Below are 23,427 nucleotides of genomic sequence, written 5' to 3' on the forward strand. Positions count from 1 at the left end.
CCAAAATGGTTCCGTGGCCGAGTGGCTAGGCAGAGCTCTGCAAAAGCTCGTACAGCGGTTCGAATCCGCTCGGAACCTCATAAAGCCCCGCTTAAACTAAGAGGTTTAGGCGGGGCTTTTTCTGTATAGTCAATGTGTGAAGTTTGTTTGGTTTTTCTAAACAAAAATTATTGAACATACGGTTATTCCAGCGTTGAGCTTAGACCCCGTATAAATTAAAACAGGGCTCAAAATATCAAAAGTGAACGTTTGGGTAAACAGCAATCGTGCATTACTTTTGTGTGCCAATAAAAATTGGTGAGCAATATGTATAACAATTCACTAAATAAATCATTGAAAACGAGTCGTTTGTCGAGGTTTTGTGGGGTGTTAACTCTATCACTGACATTGTTATTGAACGGTGGTCAAGTGAACGCACAGGACTCGGCAGCGGCAGCCGGTGGTGGTCCGGCGGCAGCAACACCCGCCCCAGCAAGTGGCGGTGGTGACGTCGAAAAAGGCAAGGGGCTGTTTAATAATAACTGTGCTCAGTGCCACGCTGTTACAGATGAAGTTGTCGTTGGACCGGGCCTGAAAGGCGTTCGGCAACGGACTCCCGGTGAGGATTGGTTGTATAAGTGGATTCGCAATTCGTCGGCGGTAATCGCTTCTGGTGATGCCTATGGCGTTCAGGTATTCAACAAATACAACAAAATCCAGATGTCGAATTTTCCGAACCTGACGGACGACGACATCAAGAGCATTCTGGATTATGTAGATTCAGCCGGTGCCCCCGCAGCAGCCGCTGTTGGTGGCGAAGGGCAAGCACAAGATCGGGGTGGTGCCGGTGCCTCAGCCGAGAACGGCGGTGGTTCGCCATCAAACCTGTTTACTCTTGTACTGGTAGCTCTCCTGGTAGTGATGCTGCTTGTACTGGGTGTGCTGCTGGTTATCGTAACCATTCTCTCGAAAGCCGTTCAGACAACCGGAACAACGGTCGAAGGTGGAGCTCCGGTAGCTTCACTGGGCGAGCGTCTTCGGAAAGGCTTGTCGAACACAATCAACAATCCGACTATCCGCTCTATTGTGGTTTGGCTGTTTGTTCTGGTTGTAGCCAAAGAGGTAGTTGATGGTACGTACAGTGTCGGTATTCATCAGGGATATGCACCAAAGCAGCCGATTCAGTACTCACACAAGCTGCACGCTGGTCAGTATCAGATCGACTGTAACTACTGCCATACGGGTGTAAACAAAGGTAAGTCGGCCACTATTCCGGCGGCTAACATTTGTATGAACTGCCATGGTGTGATTAAGAAAGAGTCGCCTGAAATCCAGAAGATTTACACGGCTATCGAGGAAAATCGCCCTATCGAATGGATCCGGGTTCACAACCTGCCTGATCTGGCTTACTTTAACCACGCTCAACACGTGAACGTCGGCAACATTCAGTGCCAGACTTGCCACGGTGAAATTGAGAAGATGGAAGTGGTTGAGCAACGGTCATCTTTGACAATGGGCTGGTGTATCGATTGCCACCGGAAAACGGAGGTTAACACCAAAGACAACGCTTACTACGATAAGCTCGTTGCGCTGCACGCCAAAGAGACAAAGGAGCCACTTAAAGTAGCCAATATCGGTGGCCTTGAGTGTTCAAAGTGCCACTACTAACTCGATTTTCATTCAATTACACATGGAGAATACGACTAAACGGTATTGGAAAGGTGTTGAAGAGTTGCGGAATGATGCTCAGTTTGTAAAAAACGCAAATACTGAGTTCAATAATGCGACTACTCAAGAAGACCTGCTTGGTGATAACCCCCAACGCCGTGATTTCTTAAAAGCAATGGGCTTTGGTATGGCTGCTGTCTCACTGGCAGCCTGCGAAGCACCCGTTCGGAAAGCAATACCGTACCTTAATAAGCCTGAATTTACATTTCCGTCAATCTCTGACTACTACGCGTCTACCTTTACTGAAGGTGGTGACTACGCGGCAGTGTTGGTTGAAACCCGGGAAGGACGGCCGATCAAGATTGAAGGTAACCCTGCTTCCAGCATCACGCGTGGGGGTACCACTGCTCGTGTTCAGGCATCGGTACTGTCACTGTATGATGTTGACAAACTGAAAGGTCCAAAGCGGGGTGAGGCTGATATTGATTGGGCAACGGCTGACCGTGAGATTATCAATCAGTTGAATACAGTTGCTGGTCGTGGTGGGGCTATCCGTATTGTTACGGGTACGATCATGAGCCCGGCTACTAAGGCTGTAGTGGCTGATTTCGTGGCGAAGTTTCCTACAGCTCGCCATATCATGTACGATGCCAACTCCTCTTTTGGTATTGTACAGGCTAATCAGACATCATTCGGGCAGGCGGTAATTCCTTCGTACCGTTTTGATCAGGCGCAAACGATTGTAAGCATCGGTGCTGACTTCCTCGGCACATGGGTAGCTCCTCTGGAGTTTGCTCGTCCGTATGCTGAAACCCGCAAAGTAGGCGCTAACAAGAAAGACATGTCGCGTCATTACCAATTCGAAACGGTAATGAGCATGACAGGTTCAAACGCTGACTACCGCGGTACTTACAAGCCATCACAGGAAGGCCTGGTTGTGGCTGCCCTTTATAACAAAGTGGCTGCTAAGCTGGGTGGTTCTCCGATTGGTGGCGTATCAGCGGTTGAAGTTCAGTACCTTGACAAAGCTGCCGCTGACCTCGCGGCATCGCGCGGTCGTTCACTGGTTGTTTGTGGCTCAAATGACCCGAATGTCCAGGTAGTGGTAAACGCCCTGAACAGCCTCTTGGGTAGCTACGGAACTACAATTGATCTGGGTACGCCACTCAACTACCGTCAGGGTAACGACCAGCAGATGAATGCCTTTATCAATGAGGCTAAATCAGGTGCTGTTCAGGCCGTTCTGTTCTTTGGTGCTAACCCGGTTTATGATCACCCACGGGGTACGGAACTGGCCGAAGCTCTGCCAAAGATTGCTCTGTCAGTATCATTTGCTGATCGGGCAGAAGAAACCGCATCATTGTGTAAGTACATCACGCCCGCACCTCACTACCTGGAGTGCTGGGGCGATGCAGAGCCCAAGCGTGGCTTCTTTAGCATCTCGCAACCTGCTATCACGCATATCTTCAAAACGCGTCAGTTCCAATCGAGCTTGCTGACGTGGGCAGGTCGTCCAAACGACTTCCAGGCCTATCTGAAGAATTTCTGGCGGGCAAACTATTACCCACAAGCAAGCGGCTTCGCTTCATTTGATGCATTCTGGATCCAGACGTTGAATGATGGTGTATTCGAGCCAAACAAAGGTGCAGCAACTGCTTCGGGTGCTTCATTCAATACTGCTGCTCTTGCTCCTGCTGGTTCAGCCATTGCGCAACGCTATCGGCCCACTAACAACATTGAATTGGCCCTTTACGAGTCAGTTGGTGTTGGAACAGGCGCTATGGCTAACAACCCCTGGCTTCAGGAACTTCCCGATCCGGTAACGAAGGCCTGCTGGGATAACTACGCTATGGTTTCTCAGAAAACAGCTTCTGAGAAAGGCTGGGAGCAAGGCGACCTGATTAGCATATCGGTAGATGGTAAAGCCGCTATCGAAGTGCCTGTTCTGGTTCAGCCTGGTCAGGCCGACAACACGGTTGGTGTAGCTATTGGTTATGGTCGTGAAAAAGCTGGCCGCGCTGCTGCCGGTGTTGGTAAAAACGCCTATCCGCTTGCTTCCATCGTAAACGGTAACATCTCAATGGTAGCCGTCAATGCGAAAGTAGACGGAGCCAGTGGTAAGCGTGAAATCGCACAAACGCAAACGCACGAGACCGTTATGGGTCGCCGGGCGGTGTTGCAGGAGGCTACGCTCGCAGCTTACAAGAAAGACAAACTAGCTGGTCGCTACATTCCAAAGGTTGAGACATCAGAAGGACCTGTAGATGCCACCGACATTACTCTGTGGCATGGTTATGGCAAGCCAAACCACTCATGGGGTATGGTGATCGACCTGAACTCGTGTATCGGTTGTGGCGCTTGCGTGGTAGGTTGTAACTCAGAGAATAACATTCAGGTTGTAGGCCGCGACGAGGTTATCATGCGTCGTGAAATGCACTGGATGCGTATCGACCGGTATTACAGCAGCGACGGTGAAGAGGGCGATTACAAAGCGCTGGAGGTAGCCTCGGCTAACCCAGAGGTGACCTTCATGCCGATGCTTTGCCAGCATTGCTCAAACGCTCCCTGCGAGACAGTTTGCCCGGTATTGGCTACTACGCACAGCACCGAAGGTCTGAACCAGATGACGTACAACCGTTGTATCGGTACGCGTTATTGTGCCAACAACTGTCCGTACAAAGTTCGCCGGTTCAACTGGTTTAAATATTTCGACAACGACAACTTCGATTACCACTTCAACAATGACCTCGGTAAGATGGTCATCAACCCAGACGTAACCGTACGTTCACGGGGTGTGATTGAGAAGTGCTCATTCTGCGTGCAGCGTATCCAGGAAGGTAAGCTGAATGCAAAGAAAGAGCGTCGTCGGTTGTTGCCCGACGAAGTACAGACAGCCTGTGCGCAGGCCTGTCCAACGAATGCAATTGTGTTTGGGGATATGAACAATCCTGAAAGCACAATTTCGAAAGTACTGGCTTCAGAACTGGAGTCGCGGGCTTTCCACGTACTGGAAGAAATCAACGTTCGGCCACAGATCTCGTATCTGACCAAGATTCGTAACAAAGACGAAGAGCCGAAACAGAAGTCTGTTCAGGAGTCGCAAGCGTAGTTTTTAAGTGAGCCAACGTAATTAATTGAGATAAAACCATGCATGTCACTTCGTCCGTAAGAACTCCGCTTGTTACCGGTGGGAAAACCTATGCCGATGTAACGGAGGACGTGAGCAGACAGGTAGAAGGCCGTCCCACCCGCGAGTGGACGATTGCTTTTGCCATTTCGGTTGTAGTATTGATCTACGGAACCGCTTGTGTATTCTGGACTTGGTGGGAAGGTTTGGGCGTTTGGGGCCTGAACAAGACTATCGGTTGGGCCTGGGATATTACCAACTTCGTATGGTGGGTAGGTATCGGTCACGCCGGTACACTGATCTCCGCCATTCTTCTGCTGTTCCGCCAAAAGTGGCGGACCGCCGTTAACCGGGCAGCAGAAGCCATGACGATTTTTGCCGTTATCTGTGCAGCAAGCTTTATCGTAATGCACATGGGCCGCCCCTGGCTGGCTTACTGGGCATTGCCGCTGCCAAATACCTTCGGCTCGTTGTGGGTAAACTTCAAGTCACCTCTCGTATGGGACGTGTTTGCCATCAGTACGTATTTTACGGTATCGTTGGTGTTCTGGTACATGGGTCTGATTCCTGACCTGGCTACCATCCGCGACAGGGCTCGTAGCAAAGTGTCTCGCTACATCTACGGTGCTCTGTCGATGGGTTGGAATGGTTCGGCTAAAACATGGGCTCGTTACGAGTACATGAGCTTGATTCTGGCTGGTCTGTCAACACCACTCGTATTGTCTGTACACACCATCGTATCATTCGACTTTGCAACGTCGGTGATTCCGGGCTGGCACACCACTATTTTCCCGCCCTACTTCGTTGCTGGTGCTATCTTCTCTGGATTTGCTATGGTGCAAAACCTGATGTTGATCATCCGCGTAGTATTCCGCCTGGAAGACTACATCACGGTTGAGCACATCGAATCGATGAATAAGGTAATCACACTGACCGGATCGATTGTAGGTATTGCTTACTTGACAGAATTCTTCATTGCCTGGTATTCAGGCGTAGAGTTCGAAACGTACGCGTTTATCAACCGGGCAACTGGCCCCTACTGGTGGGCTTACTGGGCCATGATGACCTGTAACGTAATTTCTCCGCAGCTGTTCTGGTCACGTACTATTCGTCGCTCGGTAATCTGGACGTTCGTGTTGTCGGTTGTTGTGAATATTGGTATGTGGTTTGAGCGTTTCGTGATTATCGTAACCTCACTGCACCGCGACTACCTGCCATCGAGCTGGGCCATGTTTCACCCAACTCTGTTCGACATCAGCGATTACATCTTCTCGTTTGGTTTGTTCTTCACGTTGTTCCTGTTGTTCTCTAAGTTCCTGCCGGTTGTGAACATGGCGGAGGTAAAGACGATTATTAAGTCTTCATCAGAGAAACTGCCTAAATCTGTATCAGGTGTGGCTAAAGGCGAGCGTGTTGCTAACCCTACGTTTAACAAAGACGTAGAATAAAACTTAGAGACTCACGAAACAATGGCAGATATACACGGCAATGGCGGCAAGTTTCTGGTAGGCATCTTCGATGATGATGATGTGGTACTGAAAGCTGTCAAAGAAGTAAAACAAGCAGGGGTTCGTATTCACGAAGTTTATTCCCCATTTCCAATTCACGGCCTTGATGTGGCGCTGGGACACCCCCGCACACGCCTGGGTATCGCGGCTTTCCTGTTCGGTTTGACGGGTACGCTTACAGCACTTTCGCTGACAGCATACACAGAGAAGTTCGACTGGCCGATGGTCGTAGGGGGTAAGGATTCTTATTCCTTCCCAGTTTATATTCCGGTTATCTTCGAGCTAACGGTACTTTTCTGTGCACTCGGTATGGTGGGTACGTTCCTTGTATCGAATGGCCTCGGACCCAGTGTCAAGCCGCTAATGTTCGATCTTCGGACTACGGATAACAAGTTTGCTATGGCCATCGACCTGAGCAAAAATCAGCTTGTGGAAGGACGGATTGAGCAAATTCTGAAAGACGCCGGAGCGGCCGAAGTAAACGTTAAGCAGTTTTAATGGTAAGATCGACAATGATACTGAAGAAGTTAACACTAGCGTCTCTTACCTTCCTGGGCGTTGCGATTCTTAGCACTTCATGCTCGAAGGGTCATAACGACACTGGGTCGGAATTCGCTCCCAATATGTATTACCCGGTTGGGTATGAGCCGTACAGGCAAATTGACTCGAATACGGTTAACCCAATGGGCTTGAACATGCGAATGCCAGCTCAGGGAACAATTGCTCGTCCGAACTACCATACCCGTTTCGGTGAAGGTGATAGTGCATCGGCAGATCTGATGATCTACAACATTCCCAAAGACAGCATTGCCATTGCTGAACGTACCCTGACTAACCCCATTCCAGAGACCGAGAAAACTCTGGAAGAAGGTAAGTTGCTATATGGCCGCTATTGCCAGCATTGTCATGGTGAAGGTGGCAAAGGTGACGGTCTGGTTGGTAAGCAATACAAAGGTGTACCGAGTTATTCAGCAGATGCCTACAAGACCATGAATGACGGCCACATTTTCCATGTAATTACGCACGGAAAGGGTCGTATGTGGCCGCATGGCTCTCAAATGACTCCTGAAGAACGCTGGAAGATTGTTCAGTACGTTCATAAACTACAGCAAGGATAAATTTTTGTTTCAAGTTTCAATAGTGTTTCAGGTTTCCGAGTCTTGATAATCTGAATGTTCTATCACTACGATTGAAACCTGAAACCTGAAACTCTCAAACGGTTAAAAATGGCATCTGTTCACGCAATTCCATCGCTGGAGCAAGAGTACGAATTCACGAGCGAGTCGAAGCGCCGATTAATGATTGGTATTGGCGCAGGTGTGGTACTCGTCGCGATTGGAGCGTTTCTGCTTGCATCGGGTGTTGGCGATCACTCACACGAAGTAGTCCAAGGCCAGGGACATAGTGCTGGCCATGAAGGAGAACATGGTTTTAAGTGGACCACTCGATTGTGGGCCAACCTTTGGCTGAATGCAGTTTATTTTACTGGCGTTTCAGTTATCGGTATGTTCTTTATTTCGTACAATTATCTGGCTCAGGCGGGCTGGTCGTCGGTCTTCAAGCGTATTCCTGAAGCCATGCCTGCTTTTCTGCCTGTAACAGGTATTGTAATGCTGATTACCTTTTTCGTTGCGGGTCATGATCTGTTCCACTGGACTCACCATGATCTCTACGATCCCAACAGCGAACATTACGATCCAATCATTGCTGGTAAGAGTGGCTTTTTGAATACGCCATTCTATGTGATTCGAATTGTAGTTTACTTCGTTGCCTGGTATGGTTTGTGGCGCGTACTACGGAACTTCTCTCTTCAGGAAGACCTGAATGGAGGTACTGAGTATTATGAGAAAAGCATCAAGTTCGCTACAGCTTTCCTTGTAGTGTTTGCGGTAACTTCTTCTACATCTGCCTGGGATTTTGTGATGTCGATTGACACGCACTGGTTCTCAACTATGTTTGGCTGGTACACCCTTGCAAGCTGGCACGTAACAGGTCTGGCCGTAATCACACTGACGGTTGTAACACTCAAGGAGCGTGGTTATCTGCAGGCAGTAAATGAGAATCACCTGCACGACTTAGGCAAGTTCATGTTTGCGTTCAGTATCTTCTGGACATACGTTTGGTTTGCTCAATTCATGCTTATCTACTACGCCAACTTACCAGAAGAAACCATCTATTATCGGGAGCGTTTCAGCGGGTATGGTGGTATCTATCAGGCTCCATTCTTTATCAACTTGTTCTTAAACTTTGTCTTTCCATTCTTGGTTTTAATGACAAGAGATGCAAAGCGGACGAACATCTTTATGAAGATCGCTTGCTGGGGTATTATTGTTGGTCACTACTTTGATTTCTACACCAACATTATGCCTGGTACCGTTGGCGAACATGGTGGTTTTGGCCCTATTGAGTTTGGTATGATTCTGATTTTCGCTTGTGGTTTTATGTGGTCTGTATCGACGCAGCTTGCCAAGGCGAATTTGTATCCGAAGAATCACCCGATGATTGAAGAAGCAATTCATCACGACATTTAACATCCCCGTACTAGTATGGTCTACATAGTTGGCTTATTAGCTGTAATCTTTCTGGCCCTTGCAGCATTGGTGGTGTCCCGTATGGCAGCCGTCGTGCGTGGCGTAAATGGCCCAGAAGAAGAAAATTCCTACACAGGCTACAGTAACAAAATCAACGGAGCCATGTTTCTGGTCTTCCTGGTTTTGGGGACTATTGCCGCTACCTGGTCGTTCTTACATTCTACGCAGTACTTCTTGCCTGAAGCAGCATCTCCACATGGTCGTCGTACCGACTCTTTATTCTGGATCTGCATGGCAATCGTTACGGCGGCATTCCTGATTACCAACGCTGTACTTTTTATCTTCTCGTACATGTATCAGGCTAAGAAGGGCTACAAAGCTGCTTACTATCCTGAGAACCATAAGTTAGAGTTGATCTGGACGGTGATTCCGGCAATCGTTATGGCAATTATGGTGTTTACTGGCTGGCGTGCATGGCGCGACATCATGTCGGAGGCACCTGCTAACGCTCAGGAAGTTGAGATCGTCGGTAAGCAATTCAACTGGATTGTGCGGTATCCGGGTGTTGACGATAATAAGCTTGGCAACTTCAACTACAAGCTTATCGACAACAATAACGACACGGGAATCGACTTCTCGGATGAGAAAGCTTTTGATGACTTTACGTCGACAACGGAGTTGCACATCCCGGTGGGTAAGCCTATCGCATTGAAAATTCGTGCTCGAGATGTATTGCACAGCGTGTTCATCCCTCACTTGCGTGTTAAGATGGACGCCGTGCCAGGTATGCCGACTCGTTTCTGGTTCGTAGCTGACAAAACTACGGAGCAGATGAAGAATGAGCTGAACAACCAAGACTTCACGTACGAGATTGCCTGTACTGAAATTTGTGGACGTGGTCACTTCTCAATGCGTATTCGTCTGATCGTGGAAGACGAAGAGTCGTGGAAGAAGTGGTGTGCTGAACAGAAGCCACTGTTGACTTCGTTTCCTGAATATGCGTCGCGTATTCCAGCCAACCTCAAAGCTAAGGCTGCTAAGTACCTGCCTGCTGATGCTGCGGCACCATCAGACAGTACTACAGCTTCAACCGAGCAGGGTGGCGGTGTAGCAGCCAGTGTTTCATTACGTTAAAAAACGACAATTACGAACATAAAAGATGGCGACTGTAGAAACCAACCTCGCGACAACGGCTCACATTGCGGAGCACGAGCACCACGAGCCGCAGAGTTTTATACGCACTTACGTCTTTTCTGAAGATCACAAGACAATTGCGAAGCAATACCTTATCACAGGTATTATTTGGGCGATCATTGGCATTAGCATGTCAGTTATCTTCCGTCTTCAGTTAGGTTTTCCCGACATGAATCTTAGCTTCCTGAAGCCTATTCTTGGAAGCTGGATTAACGAATCAAATAAACTCGATCCGAACTTTTACCTGGCTCTTGTAACAATGCACGGAACCATCATGGTGTTCTTTGTATTGACAGCCGGTTTGAGCGGAACGTTCTCAAACTTCCTGATTCCGCTTCAGGTTGGGGCACGTGACATGGCGTCGGGCTTTCTCAACATGTTGTCATACTGGTTCTTCTTCCTGGCCGGTTTGCTCATGTTTGCGTCGCTGTTTATAGAAACAGGACCTGCTGCAGGTGGCTGGGTTATTTATCCACCTCTGAGTGCTTTGCCACAAGCGCACATCGGTTCAGAACTCGGTATGACGCTTTGGCTGAGCAGTATGGCCTTGTTTATCGTGTCTCAGCTGCTGGGTGGTATCAACTACATCACAACGGTTATCAACCTGCGTACGCGCGGGATGTCGTTCAGCAAGTTGCCCCTGACAATCTGGGCATTTTTCCTGACGGCTGTACTTGGTCTGATCTCATTCCCAGTACTTCTTTCAGCTGCCTTGTTGCTGATCTTCGACCGGTCGTTTGGTACCAGCTTCTATCTGTCAGAGATTTACATCAACGGTGAGGCATTGCCGAACGTAGGTGGTAGCCCAATCCTGTTCCAGCACTTGTTCTGGTTCCTGGGTCACCCAGAAGTCTACATTGTGATGTTGCCTGCCTTGGGTATTACATCTGAAATCATCGCGACAAATGCTCGTAAGCCAATCTTCGGCTATCGTGCTATGATTGCCTCAATGATGGGTATTGCGTTCCTGGCGTTCATCGTATGGGCACACCATATGTTTGTGACAGGTATGAACCCGTTCCTGGGATCGATCTTCATGTTCCTTACGCTGATTATCGCGGTACCTTCGGCTGTAAAGGCGTTTAACTATATTACGACCCTTTGGCGGGGTAACATCCGGTTTACACCGGCCATGTTGTTCTCAATCGGTCTGGTATCGTTCTTTATTTCAGGTGGTGTTACGGGTCTGATTCTCGGTAACTCAGCACTGGATATCCAATTGCACGACACCTACTTCGTTGTTGCTCACTTCCACCTTGTAATGGGTGCATCTTCAGCTTTCGGTCTGTTGGCTGGGGTTTACCACTGGTTCCCCAAGATGTTTGGTCGGATGATGAACGATAAACTGGGTTATGTGCACTTCTGGATGACCTTTATCGGTATCTACTGCGTGTTCTTCCCAATGCACTACACGGGTATTGCAGGCTTCCCACGTCGTTATTACGCATTTACTAGCTACGACTACACGAAGAACATCTTTGCTGATATGAACTCGTTCATCAGTATTGCTGCCATCTTCGCTTTTGGCTCTCAGTTCTTGTTCCTGTACAACTTTGTGTACAGCATGTTCTGGGGTAAGAAAGCCACACAGAACCCATGGAAGTCAAACACGCTGGAATGGACTGCTCCAATTGAGCCAGGTCATGGTAACTGGCCAGGCGAAATCCCTGCTGTGTACCGTTGGCCATACGATTACAGCAAGCCTGGTGCGAAGGATGACTTTATCCCGCAAAACGTGCCTTATTCACAAACTCCCGAGTCAAACCTTCCGCATGAGAATGAGTTGATTGGTTTGGAGAAGGAAATCGAGGCTCAGAACTTAAATGATCAGTTCAAGCAACCCCATTAAGTTAAAAAATGAACGGCAGTTCCGGAGACTGGCTCTTCTGACCGTTGTTACTATCTACCTCGTTATTTTGGCAGGTGGTATCGTCAGAGGAACCGGCTCCGGGATGGGCTGTCCTGATTGGCCTAAATGCTTCGGGCAGTGGGTCCCTCCGACGGATGTCTCTCAGCTTCCGTCTAACTATCAGGAAATCTACAGTCATCGGGGTTACGCCGATACAGTCTTTAACCCGGTCAAGACGTGGATTGAGTACGTAAATCGACTCTTAGGCGTGCTGACCGGGTTCTTTATTTTCCTGACCTTTCTTTCCTCCTTACGCTTTCTTAAAACAGACCGTACCATCACGGTACTCAGCTTTGCAGCCTTTATTCTGGTTGGCTTTCAGGGATGGCTTGGTTCAAAAGTAGTTTCGAGCTTGTTAGCGCCCTGGATGATTACCCTGCATATGTTGGTAGCCATAGTGATTGTAGGGGTATTGCTTTATGTTACGGCTCGGTCATATTCGGGAGTAATTCCAAAGGATACGATTCGCAGCAGATCTTTTGTAAACCGTTTTCTTATCCTGAGTTCGATTGTTCTTCTCGTGCAGATTCTGTTAGGGACGCAAGTTCGTGAAGAGGTCGATTACGTTGCTGAGCGCCTGGGTAACGCCAACCGTGATCAATGGGTTAACTACTTCGGCATTAAGTTCATTATCCACCGTTCGTTTTCGTGGATAGTGGTTTTAACGCAGTTACTCTGGTACTGGCGGTTTTATAAAGAGCAGCAGGGAGGTGTATTGTCTGCCTTGGGCAAATGGGTGATGGGATTGACATTGGCACAGATTGTGACCGGCATTACGCTGTCTCACTTTGGAATGCCGGCTTTTGCACAACCAATCCATTTAACCATTGCAATCATCGCTTTGGGAATACAATTCATCCTCATTTTGTTATTGAATAAAGGAGTTGTGTTTTCAGGGCAGGTAGTACCATCGGAAGGGAAAGTAGTGCACACAGCATGATGACGGTAGAGGAAAGAAAAGATTCGACTAGGTTACGTTGGCGAACCAAAATTAAGGCGTACGTAGAGTTACTCAAGCTCCGTTTGGCTGTAATCGTGGGTTTGTCGGGTGCACTGGGGTACATGCTGGCAACTAAAGAGAGCTACAACGCAGGAATGATTCTGTTGTTTAGCATCAGTGGCCTGATGATTACTGGTGCTGCTAATGCAACTAATCAGATACTGGAGATAGAGTTAGATCGATTGATGAACCGCACAGGTACCAGACCGTTACCCTCTGGTCGATTAAGCAAACGGAGTGCTCTATACTTTGTTGGAGTACTATTGTTTGTGGGTCTGTTAACTCAGGCACTCTGGTTTAATCCGCTAACTGCTGCGATATCGTTTGTTTCGTACCTCCTATACAGCTTTGCTTACACACCGCTTAAGCGGGTAGGCCCAATAGCTGTATTTGTAGGGGCAATTCCTGGAGGGCTACCACCACTCATCGGTTGTGTAGCCGCGAAGGGGACAATTGATCTGGAAGCAATGGTCCTGTTTGGGGTTCAGTTCATCTGGCAGTTTCCGCACTTTTGGGCTATTGCCTGGGTGTTAGATGATGATTATCGCAAAGCTGGCTTTCGATTGCTACCGTTGGCCAACGCCAAATCATACAATACAGCGCTAATTGTACTCATGTTTACGCTGGTCTTGTTGCCAACGAGTGTTTTACCAACTCTGTTTGGCTTCACAGGAACAGTTTCGGCCTGGGTAAGCATAGTGGCTGGTTTAGCTTTTCTCTACCTAAACTTCCGCCTGGTCAAATTAGGGACTGACCGTAGTGCATTGCAACTCATGTTTGGTTCCTTTTTGTATTTGCCAGTAGTTCAAATTGCTTATGTCTTAGACAAAGTGTGACATGAAAGAGGAGTTGGAAAGTATCGACTATACCATCGAAGAGCCAGAAGAGACGCTTTCGATGAACCCTAAAAAGTTCATCATGTGGCTTTTCATCGTAAGCATTATTATGCTGTTTGCTGCCATGACGAGCGCCTATCTGGTACGTCGGGCAGAAGGAAATTGGCTCGAATACACCATACCGGCTGTATTTTCGTACAGCACTGCTGTGCTAATTTTTAGTAGTATCACCATGCATCTTGCGTACTGGGCTGCAAAAAAAGACCAGTTCAGTCTAATGCGTTTGGCGATAAGCATTACTTTTGTGGCCGGAATTGCTTTCTTATACATGCAGTTTCAAGGATGGGTACAGTTGGTCGACCAGAAAGTATTCTTTGTGGGGAATCCGGCAGGCTCATTTATGTATGTGTTCACAGGTTTGCATGCATTTCACATAATATCAGGGCTAATAGTCCTTTTATTTGCACTGAGAGCTGCTTTTCGTTTACACATTCATGCTAAAAGTTTGGACCAGATCGAGATTGCTGCTACGTACTGGCACTTCTTGGACGTTCTCTGGTTATATTTGTTCGCGTTTTTAATCTATTTCCATTAATCTGTGGCGTTTACGCGCCAAACTTTAACTCACGCATGGCGACGACTGTGACAACGGGGTCAACGACGACATTCGACAAGAAAACCTGGATGGGTGGTGTCGAACCAATGAACGCGAGCTATGGTAAGCTGATGATGTGGTTTTTCCTCATCTCGGATACCTTCACGTTTTCGGCTCTTCTCGTAACGTACGGCTTGATCCGATTCAGCTTCCCAGCCTACGACCCGGCTATTCACGGAGCTTTCCAATTCTCAAATCTTTACTGGCCAATTCCAGAGAAAGTGTATAACGCTGTACCGTTCCTGCACGGTGTGGATGCACCGCTGGTGTTCGTCGGTTTGATGACTTTCGTTTTGATTTTTAGTAGTGTGACAATGGTACTTGCTGTGGAAGCTGGTCACCGTATGGATCGCGCGGATGTAGAGAAATACATGCTCTGGACGATCCTCGGCGGCTTTGCTTTCCTCGGCTGTCAGGCATGGGAGTGGTCACACTTTATTCACGGTACTGAGCAGGGAATGCAGATTAAAGAGTTGGTAGGTGGTGAGTGGGTTACCCGCACTGTTTTCGGCGCAAATCTGACCGAAAACCAGTACGGTCCGCCGGCATTTGCCGATCTATTCTTCTTTATCACGGGCTTCCACGGCACGCACGTATTTAGTGGTGTTATCTTAAACATCCTGATTTTTTACCGGGCCGCAACAGGTCTGTATCAGCGTCGTGGCCATTACGAAATGGTTGAGAAAGTGGGTCTCTATTGGCACTTTGTTGATCTGGTGTGGGTCTTTGTGTTTACCTTCTTCTACCTCGTTTAATTTAAGACTTCTACTACAATGTCCGATCATAATTATCATGCAGATCATAGCGGTACGGAAGTAGCACCTGCACAAACCAAAACGATTTGGAAGGTTTTCTACATTCTGGCTGCCGTAACTACGTTGGAATTTATTATTGCCTTCACCATTGGTGCTGGCACATTAAAGACAGCCATTTTCGTGGGGCTGACCATAGTGAAGGCCTTTTATATTGTGGCTGAGTTCATGCACCTTAAGCATGAAGTGAAAAGTCTTATTTGGGCAATCTTGCTTCCTTGCATGTTCGTTGTTTGGCTGTTGATTGCGTTGTTAATGGAAGGCGGATCTATCTTCCAGCTTCGATAACATGAAACGAAATAAAAAGGCCGGGATCCTGCTGATTGTTCTGCTGGTCCCGGCCTTGGCATATATACTGCTCAAGGGATTCGGCCAAAACCATTACGGTTTGCGACGGTACATTCCTGTCATAGACTCTACTACGGGTGAGCCGCTGATTCAAAAACAAATAAATGATTTTGGTCAGGAGGTTGAGGATACGGTATTTCGAGTTGTTCCGGGGTTCCGACTTGTAAACCAGGACGGGGGCATAACAGATAGTTCTGTTATTGAAGGAAAAATCCACGTAGCATCATTCTTTTTTACTCGTTGTGGAACCGTTTGCCCTAAAATCTCAAGCGAACTGACCCGGGTTCAGGACGTCTTTCGTGAAAAACCTGAAATCACCTTTGTATCATTTTCAGTCGACCCAGAAAACGATAAGCCTGAGCAGTTAAAAGCGTATGCCAAGCGGTATGGAGCCATTCCAGGGAAGTGGTTTTTTTTAACAGGTGACAAGGCTCAGATTTATAATCTGGCTCAGCATGGCTACTTCCTTCCTGTTGTTGATCATGGGGTTAGCTACGGCAGCCCCGACGAAACTTTTATCCATAGTGAAAAGTTAGTTTTAGTAGATAAAGCAGGTCATATCCGGGGGTTCTATGATGGAACAGATAAGAAGGATGTTGATCGGCTAATTCTTGAAATTCGTGTGTTACTGGATATCTACAGTAAACAATAACTACCCACTATGCAAACTGTCCAAATTGTAGAAGAAAGGAAGGCAAATCGAATTATCAATATTCTTTCGATTGCGATTCCGGTTGCTGTTGCTGTTTTATTAGGAATACGGCAGAAAGTTGATCTGGGTGACTGGACAACGTTTTTACCTCACCTGAATGCCGTAATCAATTCACTCACCTCGGTATTGCTTCTTATTGGTCTGTACTTCATCAAACAGAAAAACATTGCGGGGCATCGAGTGAGTATGCTGAGTGCATTCACATTGGGGTCTGTATTCCTGGTAAGTTATGTATTGTATCACCTTACCAACGAGTCAACACCGTTTGGTGGTCAGGGCTGGATTCGTCCGGTATATTATTTCCTGCTGGTGTCGCACATTGTGCTCTCAATTGTGGTAGTCTGGTTTGTTTTGAGAGCAGTATATTATGCCATATCGGGTCAAATTGCGCAGCACAAGGCGGTGGTAAAATGGGCTTATCCGATCTGGTTGTATGTTAGTATCACGGGTGTCATCGTTTATTTTCTGATTGCACCTTACTACAATCATTAATTCAAACTAAGTCTGAGCATGAACGTTTGGTTTAAAACGGCATTAGTAATCGCCTTGCTGTGTGTGGTTGCAGTGCCAGATGTGGCTGCCCAGTGTGCTATGTGCCGGAGCACTGTTGAAAGTACAGTAAGCAATGGTCGCAGTGTGGTAGCATCTGAGCTGAACTTCGGCATTGTTTACTTGCTGGCCGCGCCTTATTTAATTGTAGCAGGGGTCGCTTATTTTTGGTACCGGAACAGTAAGAAAGAATATGTCCGACGTCTCGAAATCACAAGCCGTGTTAAACGGGCTATGTCCTCAATGTAGGAAGGGTAAGATTTTTCGTAAACCGTTCTATTCGCTGACAGGCTTCGACGATATGTATGAACACTGTCCGCATTGCGGATTACGGTACGAAATCGAACCGGGCTATTTTATTGGGGCTATGTATGTAAGCTACGCTTTCTCTGGTGGTTTGGCTTTGGTACTGGGATTTATTCTGTTTTACTTTTTCGGTGATCCAGACGGATGGATATACGTGGGTGTAATAGCGCCAGCTATGCTGCTTATAGCACCGGTCAATTTTAGGATGTCGAGGGTAGTGTGGCTACACTTTGTAGCCGGCATAAAGTACAAGAAGGGGCTATAAGCCCCTTTTTTTTGCCATAAACTTTTTTTGTAGGCCGTGCAACCTAATGTTCTGTTCGTGCATCTTGCCAGTATAAAGCAGTTTTTATGCTCCGCATTATACCTTTTTTCCAGTCTGAAACCCAATTAGTGAAGGCACTGCAGCAAAACGAAAGTCGTGCTCAGAAAGCCGTTTACGAGCGGTATGCTGGAAAAATGATGGCGGTCTGCACACGGTACATTGCCAACAGGAGCGATGCAGAGGAAGTCATGATCGACGGGTTTATGCGCGCTTACGAGCGTATTGGGCAGTTCAGGGAGGAGGGGAGTTTTGAAGGATGGCTGCGCCGTATCATGGTCACTGAATCGCTCATGTACTTAAGGCGAACGAAAGCTTGGCGTCAGGCAATTTCATTGGACGAAGTAGCAGAGGAACCCGATTATGAGTGGGCTGATCAGGCACTAAAAACGGACGATTTACTCCGATTGGTTGGTCAACTGCCCGAGGGGTACAGGACCATTTTCAACCTTTATGCCATCGAAGGATATTCGCATCAGGAGATCGCACAGGAGTTAAGCATTAGTGAAGGAACATCAAAATCACAGTTGAGCCGGGCGCGTGCCTGGTTACAGGCTAGTCTGGCAAAACTTGAGAAAGAAAACTATGGACAAATCAAAAGCAGATCAACCGTTGGATGACTTTTTCAGGCGCAAGCTTGAAAATGCTACGGTTACACCCAGCGCTGATGGTTGGAATCGTCTGCAAGCTAAAATGCAGGGCGAGCAGCGGCCTGCTGAAAAAACGAAAGTAAACCGGATGGGTCCGCTCTGGTATTGGTCGGCCGCAGCTGCTTGTGTACTGATCGTTCTCCTGCTTACCCGGTTGGGTACTGACAAACAGCCCGATTTGCAATTAGCCAGTAAGGTAAAGTCGGCCCAACCTAAACCAGTAGAAGTATTGGATGATAAGGGAGGTAGCTCTGTTACTTTACCTCAGTTCGAAGCTGTCGCTAAGAACGAGCCGCCAGTACGACGAGCCGAAGCAACCATAAGCAAGTTACAGAATGTAACAGCGCCCAAACCGGCAATGGTGAGATCCGATCAGCCAGCAACACAAACCCTGGCTGTAGTTGAAAAACCAGCGCCGATAGTTGAGGAAGGGCGAATGCTCCAAACAGGCGAAAAAGATGAACGATTGGCTAACAGTAATCAAAATGAAAGCACCCAGCCTTTGCGTACAAAAACACTTGAAACCGAGCGGACACTTATTGTGAGTGTAGCTGAACCTGTTTCCAGCGCTTCCCTAACCGATGAACCTGTTGTCGAAACGAGCTCGGGGCAGGGGATGGGAAGTCGAAAGATCGGCCGTATGTTCCAGCAAATTCGGCGGTTAAAAAATGGAGAAGGAATAGCCAGAGTTAATCCTGATATAGAGTATGACGACGAAAGCGGGCTTCTTGACCGACTCGTTCGAACAGCACGAAATAAAGACAACCACAGTAAATCCCAAAAACAATGAAACGACTTAATGGACTTATCCTAACTGGGCTGCTGATGAGTCTGACAGCTATAAATACGATAGCCCGTCACACGGCCGACTCGTTGATCGTACAATTTGCGAACCAAACCAGGATAGTTATCTACGGTCCAAATCGGGAGGCAATAAAAAATCTGTCCAGTTATGATCTGAATAAGATTGTCCGGGAAATGGGAATGAAGCTTGACTCTGTTCCTAATGGACAAACATCCATTCGGATTGAAGGGAAAGATGGCGATCGGTACCTTCGGGACACAGTCATCGTGATTACCCGCGGCAAAGACGGAAAGCAAGGTGAAGAGGGTGGTATTCGAATCATCGTACGACGGGATGGTAAGACGGCCTCTGACTCAAATCAAGTTGACAAAGAGTACAAGATAGACCGGCTACGCAAGAAACGGAGCGATACTGGCGACTGGCGTGTCAAAACCGATATTCTGGTTGGCCTCAATACACTGATTATTCCTGCAGAGACAGGATTGTACGATCCAGCTCTTTATGAACTCCGGCCAATTGGTTCACGGTTTGTTGGCATCAGTTTTGGGCAGCGTCCGACTTTAATTAAGGGGAAAAGAGCTCGTCTGAGTATTCATTATGCTTTGGAAATTAACTGGAACAACTTCATGTTTGACAACCCGGTTACCCCCGTCAGAGGGCAAAGTCGGGTAGAGTTTGCCAATATTCAGGAGCCTATTGATAAAACCAAGCTTACAGTTTGCAATCTGCAACTACCGGTAGTACCCCGTTTATCGGTTTACAATCAGGACGGCCGCAAGGTGTTTCACTTTGGCGCTGGGGCCTACGCAGGGTATCGAGTTGATAGTTATAGTATGATCAAATATGGTCGCAGAGACAAAGACAGAGACCATGATCGTTTTTTTCTGAATGATTTACGCTACGGACTAATGGCTCATTTAGGTATTTTGAAAACGAACTTGTTTGTAAAGTATGACCTCACCCCACTTTTTCAGACGGAAAAAGGCCCCCAGGCAAGAGCATTAAGTTTTGGGATTTCACTGTAAGTAGCAGAGAATCATTTTAAAAGGCCAACCTCTCATTCGTTGCAGAGGTGGCCTTTTATTTATTGACTAAATAATTTTTGGTGTACGTATTGACAAAAGGGATAAAAGCACTAATTTTGCAACTCCAAACCGGAACGCTGGGGCGGAAAAAGTTCTTTAATAATATCTTGGGGAGTTTCCAGAGTGGCCAAATGGATCAGACTGTAAATCTGCTGGCGTACGCCTTCGGAGGTTCGAATCCTCCACTCCCCACCCAAAAGTACCAGTAAGCGGGAGTAGCTCAGTTGGTAGAGCGATAGCCTTCCAAGCTATAGGTCGCGAGTTCGAACCTCGTCTCCCGCTCAGTGATTCAGTACGCGTATAATGAATAATGCCAAATGAATAATGTTTCGACTGCCTTCATTCATTAATCATTATACTTTATTCATTTAGTACCTGCCTTCTTAGCTCAGTGGTAGAGCACTTCCTTGGTAAGGAAGAGGTCGTCGGTTCAAATCCGATAGAAGGCTCAAGCCCGTCAGTGCTGATATTGGATGTTCAGTTTGGCAAGGCTGTGATAGCAAGTGTCCCCACAAGGGCACTTTCTTCGTAAATAGCAAATCATCCAAGAAAACCAATAACAGTTCATTAAAGCGTTTTTTTAAGCATGGCAAAAGAGAATTTTGACCGCTCGAAACCGCACGTCAACATCGGTACGATTGGTCACGTTGACCACGGTAAGACGACGCTGACGGCAGCCATTACGAAAGTACTCGCCGAGAAAGGCCTGGCTGCTGTTCGGGATTTCTCGTCTATCGATAACGCTCCTGAAGAGAAAGAGCGTGGTATTACCATCAACACCTCACACGTAGAGTACCAGACTGCAAATCGTCACTATGCACACGTCGATTGCCCTGGTCACGCTGACTATGTGAAGAACATGGTAACGGGTGCTGCCCAGATGGACGGTGCTATCCTGGTAGTGGCTGCTACGGATGGTCCGATGCCCCAAACGCGTGAGCACATCCTGCTCGCACGTCAGGTAGGTGTACCTCAGCTGGTTGTCTTCATGAACAAAGTTGACATGGTAGACGATCCTGAGCTGCTCGAACTCGTTGAAATGGAGATCCGCGAACTGCTGAGCTTCTACAACTTCGATGGCGACAACATCCCTGTTATTCAAGGTTCAGCTCTGGGTGGTTTGAACGGTGAGCCGAAGTGGGTTGCTACGATTGAGCAACTGATGGAAGCCGTTGATTCATTCATTCCGCTTCCTCCTCGTCAGACGGATCTGCCGTTCCTGATGCCGGTAGAAGACGTGTTCTCAATCACTGGTCGTGGTACTGTAGCTACGGGCCGTATTGAGCGTGGTGTAATCAACTCAGGTGAGCCAGTTGAAATCCTGGGTATGGGTGCTGAAGGCCTCAAGTCAGTTGTAACGGGTGTTGAAATGTTCCGGAAAATTCTGGACCGTGGCGAAGCCGGTGATAACGTAGGTCTGCTGCTCCGTGGTATTGAAAAAACCGATATCCGTCGTGGTATGGTTATTTGCAAGCCTGGTTCAGTAACTCCCCACCAGAAGTTCAAGGCTGAAGTTTACGTTCTGTCGAAAGAAGAAGGTGGCCGTCACACACCGTTCTTCAACAAATATCGGCCCCAGTTCTACTTCCGTACCACGGACGTAACGGGTGAGATCGTACTCCCAGCTGGTGTTGAGATGGTTATGCCTGGTGATAACATCACCATCGAGGTAACCCTGATCAATAAGATTGCTATGGAGAAAGGTCTTCGTTTCGCTATCCGCGAAGGTGGCCGCACCGTAGGTGCTGGTCAGGTAACGGAGATCCTCGACTAATACAAAAGTGAAAACAAGTGCATTTCTTCGCAGGAATGCACTTGTTTTTTTACTTAGTTTTCGTAGTTTTGCACTCCGTTTAAGCGGGGTAACATACACGGGTGTAGTTCAAGGGTAGAATAGCGGTCTCCAAAACCGTTGATGGGAGTTCGAATCTCTCCACCCGTGCCAATCTTCTACATAGATGGACAAGTTTATATCGTTTCTGAAAGCTTCCTGGGAGGAGGTTCAGCACAACGTCACTTGGCCAAAGTTCAGCGACCTACAAGCCAGCTCGACGCTGGTACTTGTTGCGTCGCTGATTTTTGCGCTATTGGTTGGTCTGATTGATTTCATCTTTGAGAACGGCCTTAACGCCTTCTATCAATCATTCTAACAGAACGTCGTTATTCGTCATTAGTCGTTATCTCCGTTCAGAGGGCGAGCTACTAAGCACCCTCAAGCGGTACGCTAATGGCTATCATAATGGCAATAAATGACAACGATCATGGCTGAGATTCAGTGGTATGTTATTCGGGCAGTGTCTGGGCAGGAAAAGAAAATCAAGTCTTATCTGGACAATGAGATTATCCGGCAAAAATTGGATGAGGTAATCCCTCAGGTCCTGATTCCGTCGGAGAAGGTGTATGAAATGCGTAACGGTAAGAAGCGCGTACGGGAGAAATCTTTTTTCCCAGGCTACATCCTGATCTCTGCTGATCTGACTAACAACCGGGCTCTCGATATGATCCTGAATATGCCCGGTGTTTTAGGCTTTTTGGGTAACTCGCAAACCGGTACAAACTCTAAAATTCCCGTTCCACTCCGTCAGGCAGAGGTTAATCGGATTTTAGGGCGGGTAGAAGAGGAAACTCAGGAAGCAGCCGCGCCTACGGTAGGCTACCTTAAAGGTGAATCCGTAAAAGTAATTGATGGACCATTTAGCGGGTTCATCGGTACGGTTGAAGAGGTGTTTGATGACCGGAAGAAGCTGAACGTAGTCGTTAAGATCTTTGGTCGAAACACACCGGTTGAATTGAGTTACGCGCAAGTAGATAAAGAGGCTTAATTCAGGTTAGGTCTCGGCAATCAGGACTCGTGCTTCCCACTCGGAGTCCGCTGCCAAACTTAGAGTACCGATTGACAGATTGCTCAAATGTAATGTGACGTACGGCTGAGTTGTTTGCAATCACGATGGGCTGCACTGCGGCCATAAATTCACCAAGACAATGGCAAAAGAAGTAGGTGGCTACGTAAAGTTGCAGGTTAAGGGCGGCCAGGCTAACCCTTCTCCACCGATCGGTCCGGCGCTGGGTTCCAAGGGTTTGAACATCATGGAATTCTGCAAGCAGTTTAACGGCCGGACGCAGGATAAGATGGGGATGGTATTGCCGGTGGTGATTACCTATTACAAAGACAAGTCATTTGACTTTGTAATTAAAACCCCACCTGCACCGATCATGTTGATGGAGGCTGCCAAGCTGAAAGGTGGCTCTGCACAACCGAATCGTAACAAAGTTGGCTCAGTAACATGGGATCAGGTACGGACAATCGCGGAAACGAAGATGCCCGATCTGAACGCATTTAAGATTGAGTCGGCAATGAAAATGATTGCCGGTACTGCACGCAGCATGGGAATTACGGTGCAGGGTAAAGCACCCTGGGAGGACCAGTAAGC

General features: G+C 47.6%; 23 protein-coding genes and 5 tRNA genes. All 28 read left to right on the forward strand.

The features are described from left to right. Window positions 1–7: 7 nt before the first annotated feature. The 28 genes from RUDLU_RS0116710 to rplK all read left to right on the forward strand — a co-directional run bounded on the left by RUDLU_RS0116710 (window position 8) and on the right by rplK (window position 23,425). Window positions 8–78: transfer RNA gene (locus RUDLU_RS0116710), tRNA-Cys, on the forward strand. Window positions 79–306: 228 nt separating this feature from the next. Continuing rightward, entirely contained in the window at window positions 307–1,647 is a 1,341-nt protein-coding gene (locus RUDLU_RS0116715) for a c-type cytochrome (protein ID WP_027303144.1), read from the forward strand. A gap of 22 nt (window positions 1,648–1,669) precedes the next feature. Beyond that, on the forward strand, window positions 1,670–4,756 hold the full coding sequence (locus tag RUDLU_RS0116720; protein ID WP_019989556.1) for a TAT-variant-translocated molybdopterin oxidoreductase: 3,087 nt from the start codon (window positions 1,670–1,672) through the stop codon (window positions 4,754–4,756). 38 nt (window positions 4,757–4,794) lie between these two features. Beyond that, a complete protein-coding gene (nrfD, locus tag RUDLU_RS0116725; RefSeq protein ID WP_019989557.1) occupies window positions 4,795–6,222 on the forward strand; it encodes an NrfD/PsrC family molybdoenzyme membrane anchor subunit in 1,428 nt (475 codons plus the stop codon). A gap of 21 nt (window positions 6,223–6,243) precedes the next feature. Further along, window positions 6,244–6,780 carry a DUF3341 domain-containing protein gene (locus RUDLU_RS0116730; RefSeq protein WP_019989558.1) on the forward strand — a complete coding sequence of 179 codons (537 nt, stop codon included), beginning with the start codon at window positions 6,244–6,246 and terminating at the stop codon, window positions 6,778–6,780. A gap of 14 nt (window positions 6,781–6,794) precedes the next feature. Then, the gene (locus RUDLU_RS0116735) at window positions 6,795–7,400 is read left to right on the forward strand and encodes a c-type cytochrome (RefSeq protein WP_027303145.1); all 606 of its coding nucleotides are present in this window, start codon (window positions 6,795–6,797) and stop codon (window positions 7,398–7,400) included. Window positions 7,401–7,508: 108 nt separating this feature from the next. After that, on the forward strand, window positions 7,509–8,813 hold the full coding sequence (locus RUDLU_RS0116740) for a hypothetical protein (RefSeq protein ID WP_019989560.1): 1,305 nt from the start codon (window positions 7,509–7,511) through the stop codon (window positions 8,811–8,813). Window positions 8,814–8,828: 15 nt separating this feature from the next. Next, entirely contained in the window at window positions 8,829–9,947 is a 1,119-nt protein-coding gene (locus tag RUDLU_RS0116745; protein ID WP_019989561.1) for a cytochrome c oxidase subunit II, read from the forward strand. Window positions 9,948–9,972: 25 nt separating this feature from the next. Then, window positions 9,973–11,856: a cytochrome c oxidase subunit I gene (locus RUDLU_RS0116750; RefSeq protein WP_019989562.1), complete on the forward strand. Its 1,884-nt coding sequence runs from the start codon at window positions 9,973–9,975 to the stop codon at window positions 11,854–11,856. Next, entirely contained in the window at window positions 11,831–12,856 is a 1,026-nt protein-coding gene (locus RUDLU_RS0116755; protein WP_019989563.1) for a COX15/CtaA family protein, read from the forward strand. Before RUDLU_RS0116750 ends, RUDLU_RS0116755 begins: the two co-directional genes overlap by 26 nt. Further along, entirely contained in the window at window positions 12,853–13,752 is a 900-nt protein-coding gene (gene cyoE, locus RUDLU_RS0116760) for a heme o synthase (protein ID WP_019989564.1), read from the forward strand. Before RUDLU_RS0116755 ends, cyoE begins: the two co-directional genes overlap by 4 nt. A 1-nt stretch (window position 13,753) precedes the next feature. Continuing rightward, window positions 13,754–14,347, forward strand: coding sequence for a cytochrome c oxidase subunit 3 (locus RUDLU_RS0116765; RefSeq protein WP_019989565.1), 594 nt, complete (start codon window positions 13,754–13,756; stop codon window positions 14,345–14,347). Window positions 14,348–14,382: 35 nt separating this feature from the next. Beyond that, entirely contained in the window at window positions 14,383–15,162 is a 780-nt protein-coding gene (locus tag RUDLU_RS0116770) for a cytochrome c oxidase subunit 3 (protein WP_019989566.1), read from the forward strand. 18 nt (window positions 15,163–15,180) lie between these two features. Beyond that, window positions 15,181–15,507: a cytochrome C oxidase subunit IV family protein gene (locus RUDLU_RS0116775; RefSeq protein ID WP_019989567.1), complete on the forward strand. Its 327-nt coding sequence runs from the start codon at window positions 15,181–15,183 to the stop codon at window positions 15,505–15,507. A gap of 1 nt (window position 15,508) precedes the next feature. Next, on the forward strand, window positions 15,509–16,219 hold the full coding sequence (locus RUDLU_RS0116780) for an SCO family protein (RefSeq protein ID WP_019989568.1): 711 nt from the start codon (window positions 15,509–15,511) through the stop codon (window positions 16,217–16,219). A gap of 9 nt (window positions 16,220–16,228) precedes the next feature. Then, window positions 16,229–16,771 carry a DUF420 domain-containing protein gene (locus RUDLU_RS0116785; RefSeq protein ID WP_019989569.1) on the forward strand — a complete coding sequence of 181 codons (543 nt, stop codon included), beginning with the start codon at window positions 16,229–16,231 and terminating at the stop codon, window positions 16,769–16,771. Between the two features lie 358 nt (window positions 16,772–17,129). Beyond that, on the forward strand, window positions 17,130–17,399 hold the full coding sequence (locus RUDLU_RS0116790; RefSeq protein ID WP_245581678.1) for a DUF983 domain-containing protein: 270 nt from the start codon (window positions 17,130–17,132) through the stop codon (window positions 17,397–17,399). Window positions 17,400–17,485: 86 nt separating this feature from the next. Beyond that, window positions 17,486–18,076 (forward strand): RNA polymerase sigma factor, encoded by a 591-nt coding sequence (locus RUDLU_RS0116795; protein WP_019989571.1) that lies wholly within the window; start codon window positions 17,486–17,488, stop codon window positions 18,074–18,076. Beyond that, a complete protein-coding gene (locus RUDLU_RS0116800) occupies window positions 18,042–18,896 on the forward strand; it encodes a hypothetical protein (RefSeq protein WP_157580244.1) in 855 nt (284 codons plus the stop codon). Before RUDLU_RS0116795 ends, RUDLU_RS0116800 begins: the two co-directional genes overlap by 35 nt. Next, window positions 18,893–19,936, forward strand: coding sequence for an outer membrane beta-barrel protein (locus tag RUDLU_RS0116805; RefSeq protein WP_019989573.1), 1,044 nt, complete (start codon window positions 18,893–18,895; stop codon window positions 19,934–19,936). The genes RUDLU_RS0116800 and RUDLU_RS0116805 overlap by 4 nt, the downstream gene beginning before the upstream one ends. 169 nt (window positions 19,937–20,105) lie before the next feature. Next, window positions 20,106–20,188, forward strand: a tRNA-Tyr gene (locus tag RUDLU_RS0116810). A 17-nt stretch (window positions 20,189–20,205) separates the two neighbouring features. Beyond that, window positions 20,206–20,278, forward strand: a tRNA-Gly gene (locus RUDLU_RS0116820). A 95-nt stretch (window positions 20,279–20,373) separates the two neighbouring features. Beyond that, window positions 20,374–20,445 (forward strand) — tRNA-Thr (locus tag RUDLU_RS0116825). A 137-nt stretch (window positions 20,446–20,582) separates the two neighbouring features. Beyond that, the gene (gene tuf / locus RUDLU_RS0116830) at window positions 20,583–21,770 is read left to right on the forward strand and encodes an elongation factor Tu (protein WP_019989574.1); all 1,188 of its coding nucleotides are present in this window, start codon (window positions 20,583–20,585) and stop codon (window positions 21,768–21,770) included. A 97-nt stretch (window positions 21,771–21,867) separates the two neighbouring features. Then, window positions 21,868–21,941: transfer RNA gene (locus RUDLU_RS0116835), tRNA-Trp, on the forward strand. Window positions 21,942–21,954: 13 nt separating this feature from the next. Beyond that, window positions 21,955–22,146: a preprotein translocase subunit SecE gene (secE, locus tag RUDLU_RS0116840; protein WP_019989575.1), complete on the forward strand. Its 192-nt coding sequence runs from the start codon at window positions 21,955–21,957 to the stop codon at window positions 22,144–22,146. A gap of 111 nt (window positions 22,147–22,257) precedes the next feature. Further along, window positions 22,258–22,818, forward strand: coding sequence for a transcription termination/antitermination protein NusG (gene nusG, locus RUDLU_RS0116845; protein ID WP_027303146.1), 561 nt, complete (start codon window positions 22,258–22,260; stop codon window positions 22,816–22,818). A 160-nt stretch (window positions 22,819–22,978) separates the two neighbouring features. Next, the gene (rplK, locus tag RUDLU_RS0116850) at window positions 22,979–23,425 is read left to right on the forward strand and encodes a 50S ribosomal protein L11 (RefSeq protein WP_019989577.1); all 447 of its coding nucleotides are present in this window, start codon (window positions 22,979–22,981) and stop codon (window positions 23,423–23,425) included. The last annotated feature ends 2 nt before the right edge of the window (window positions 23,426–23,427 follow it).

The sequence above is a fragment of the Rudanella lutea DSM 19387 genome, from assembly GCF_000383955.1.
Classification (GTDB): Bacteria; Bacteroidota; Bacteroidia; order Cytophagales; family Spirosomataceae; genus Rudanella; species Rudanella lutea.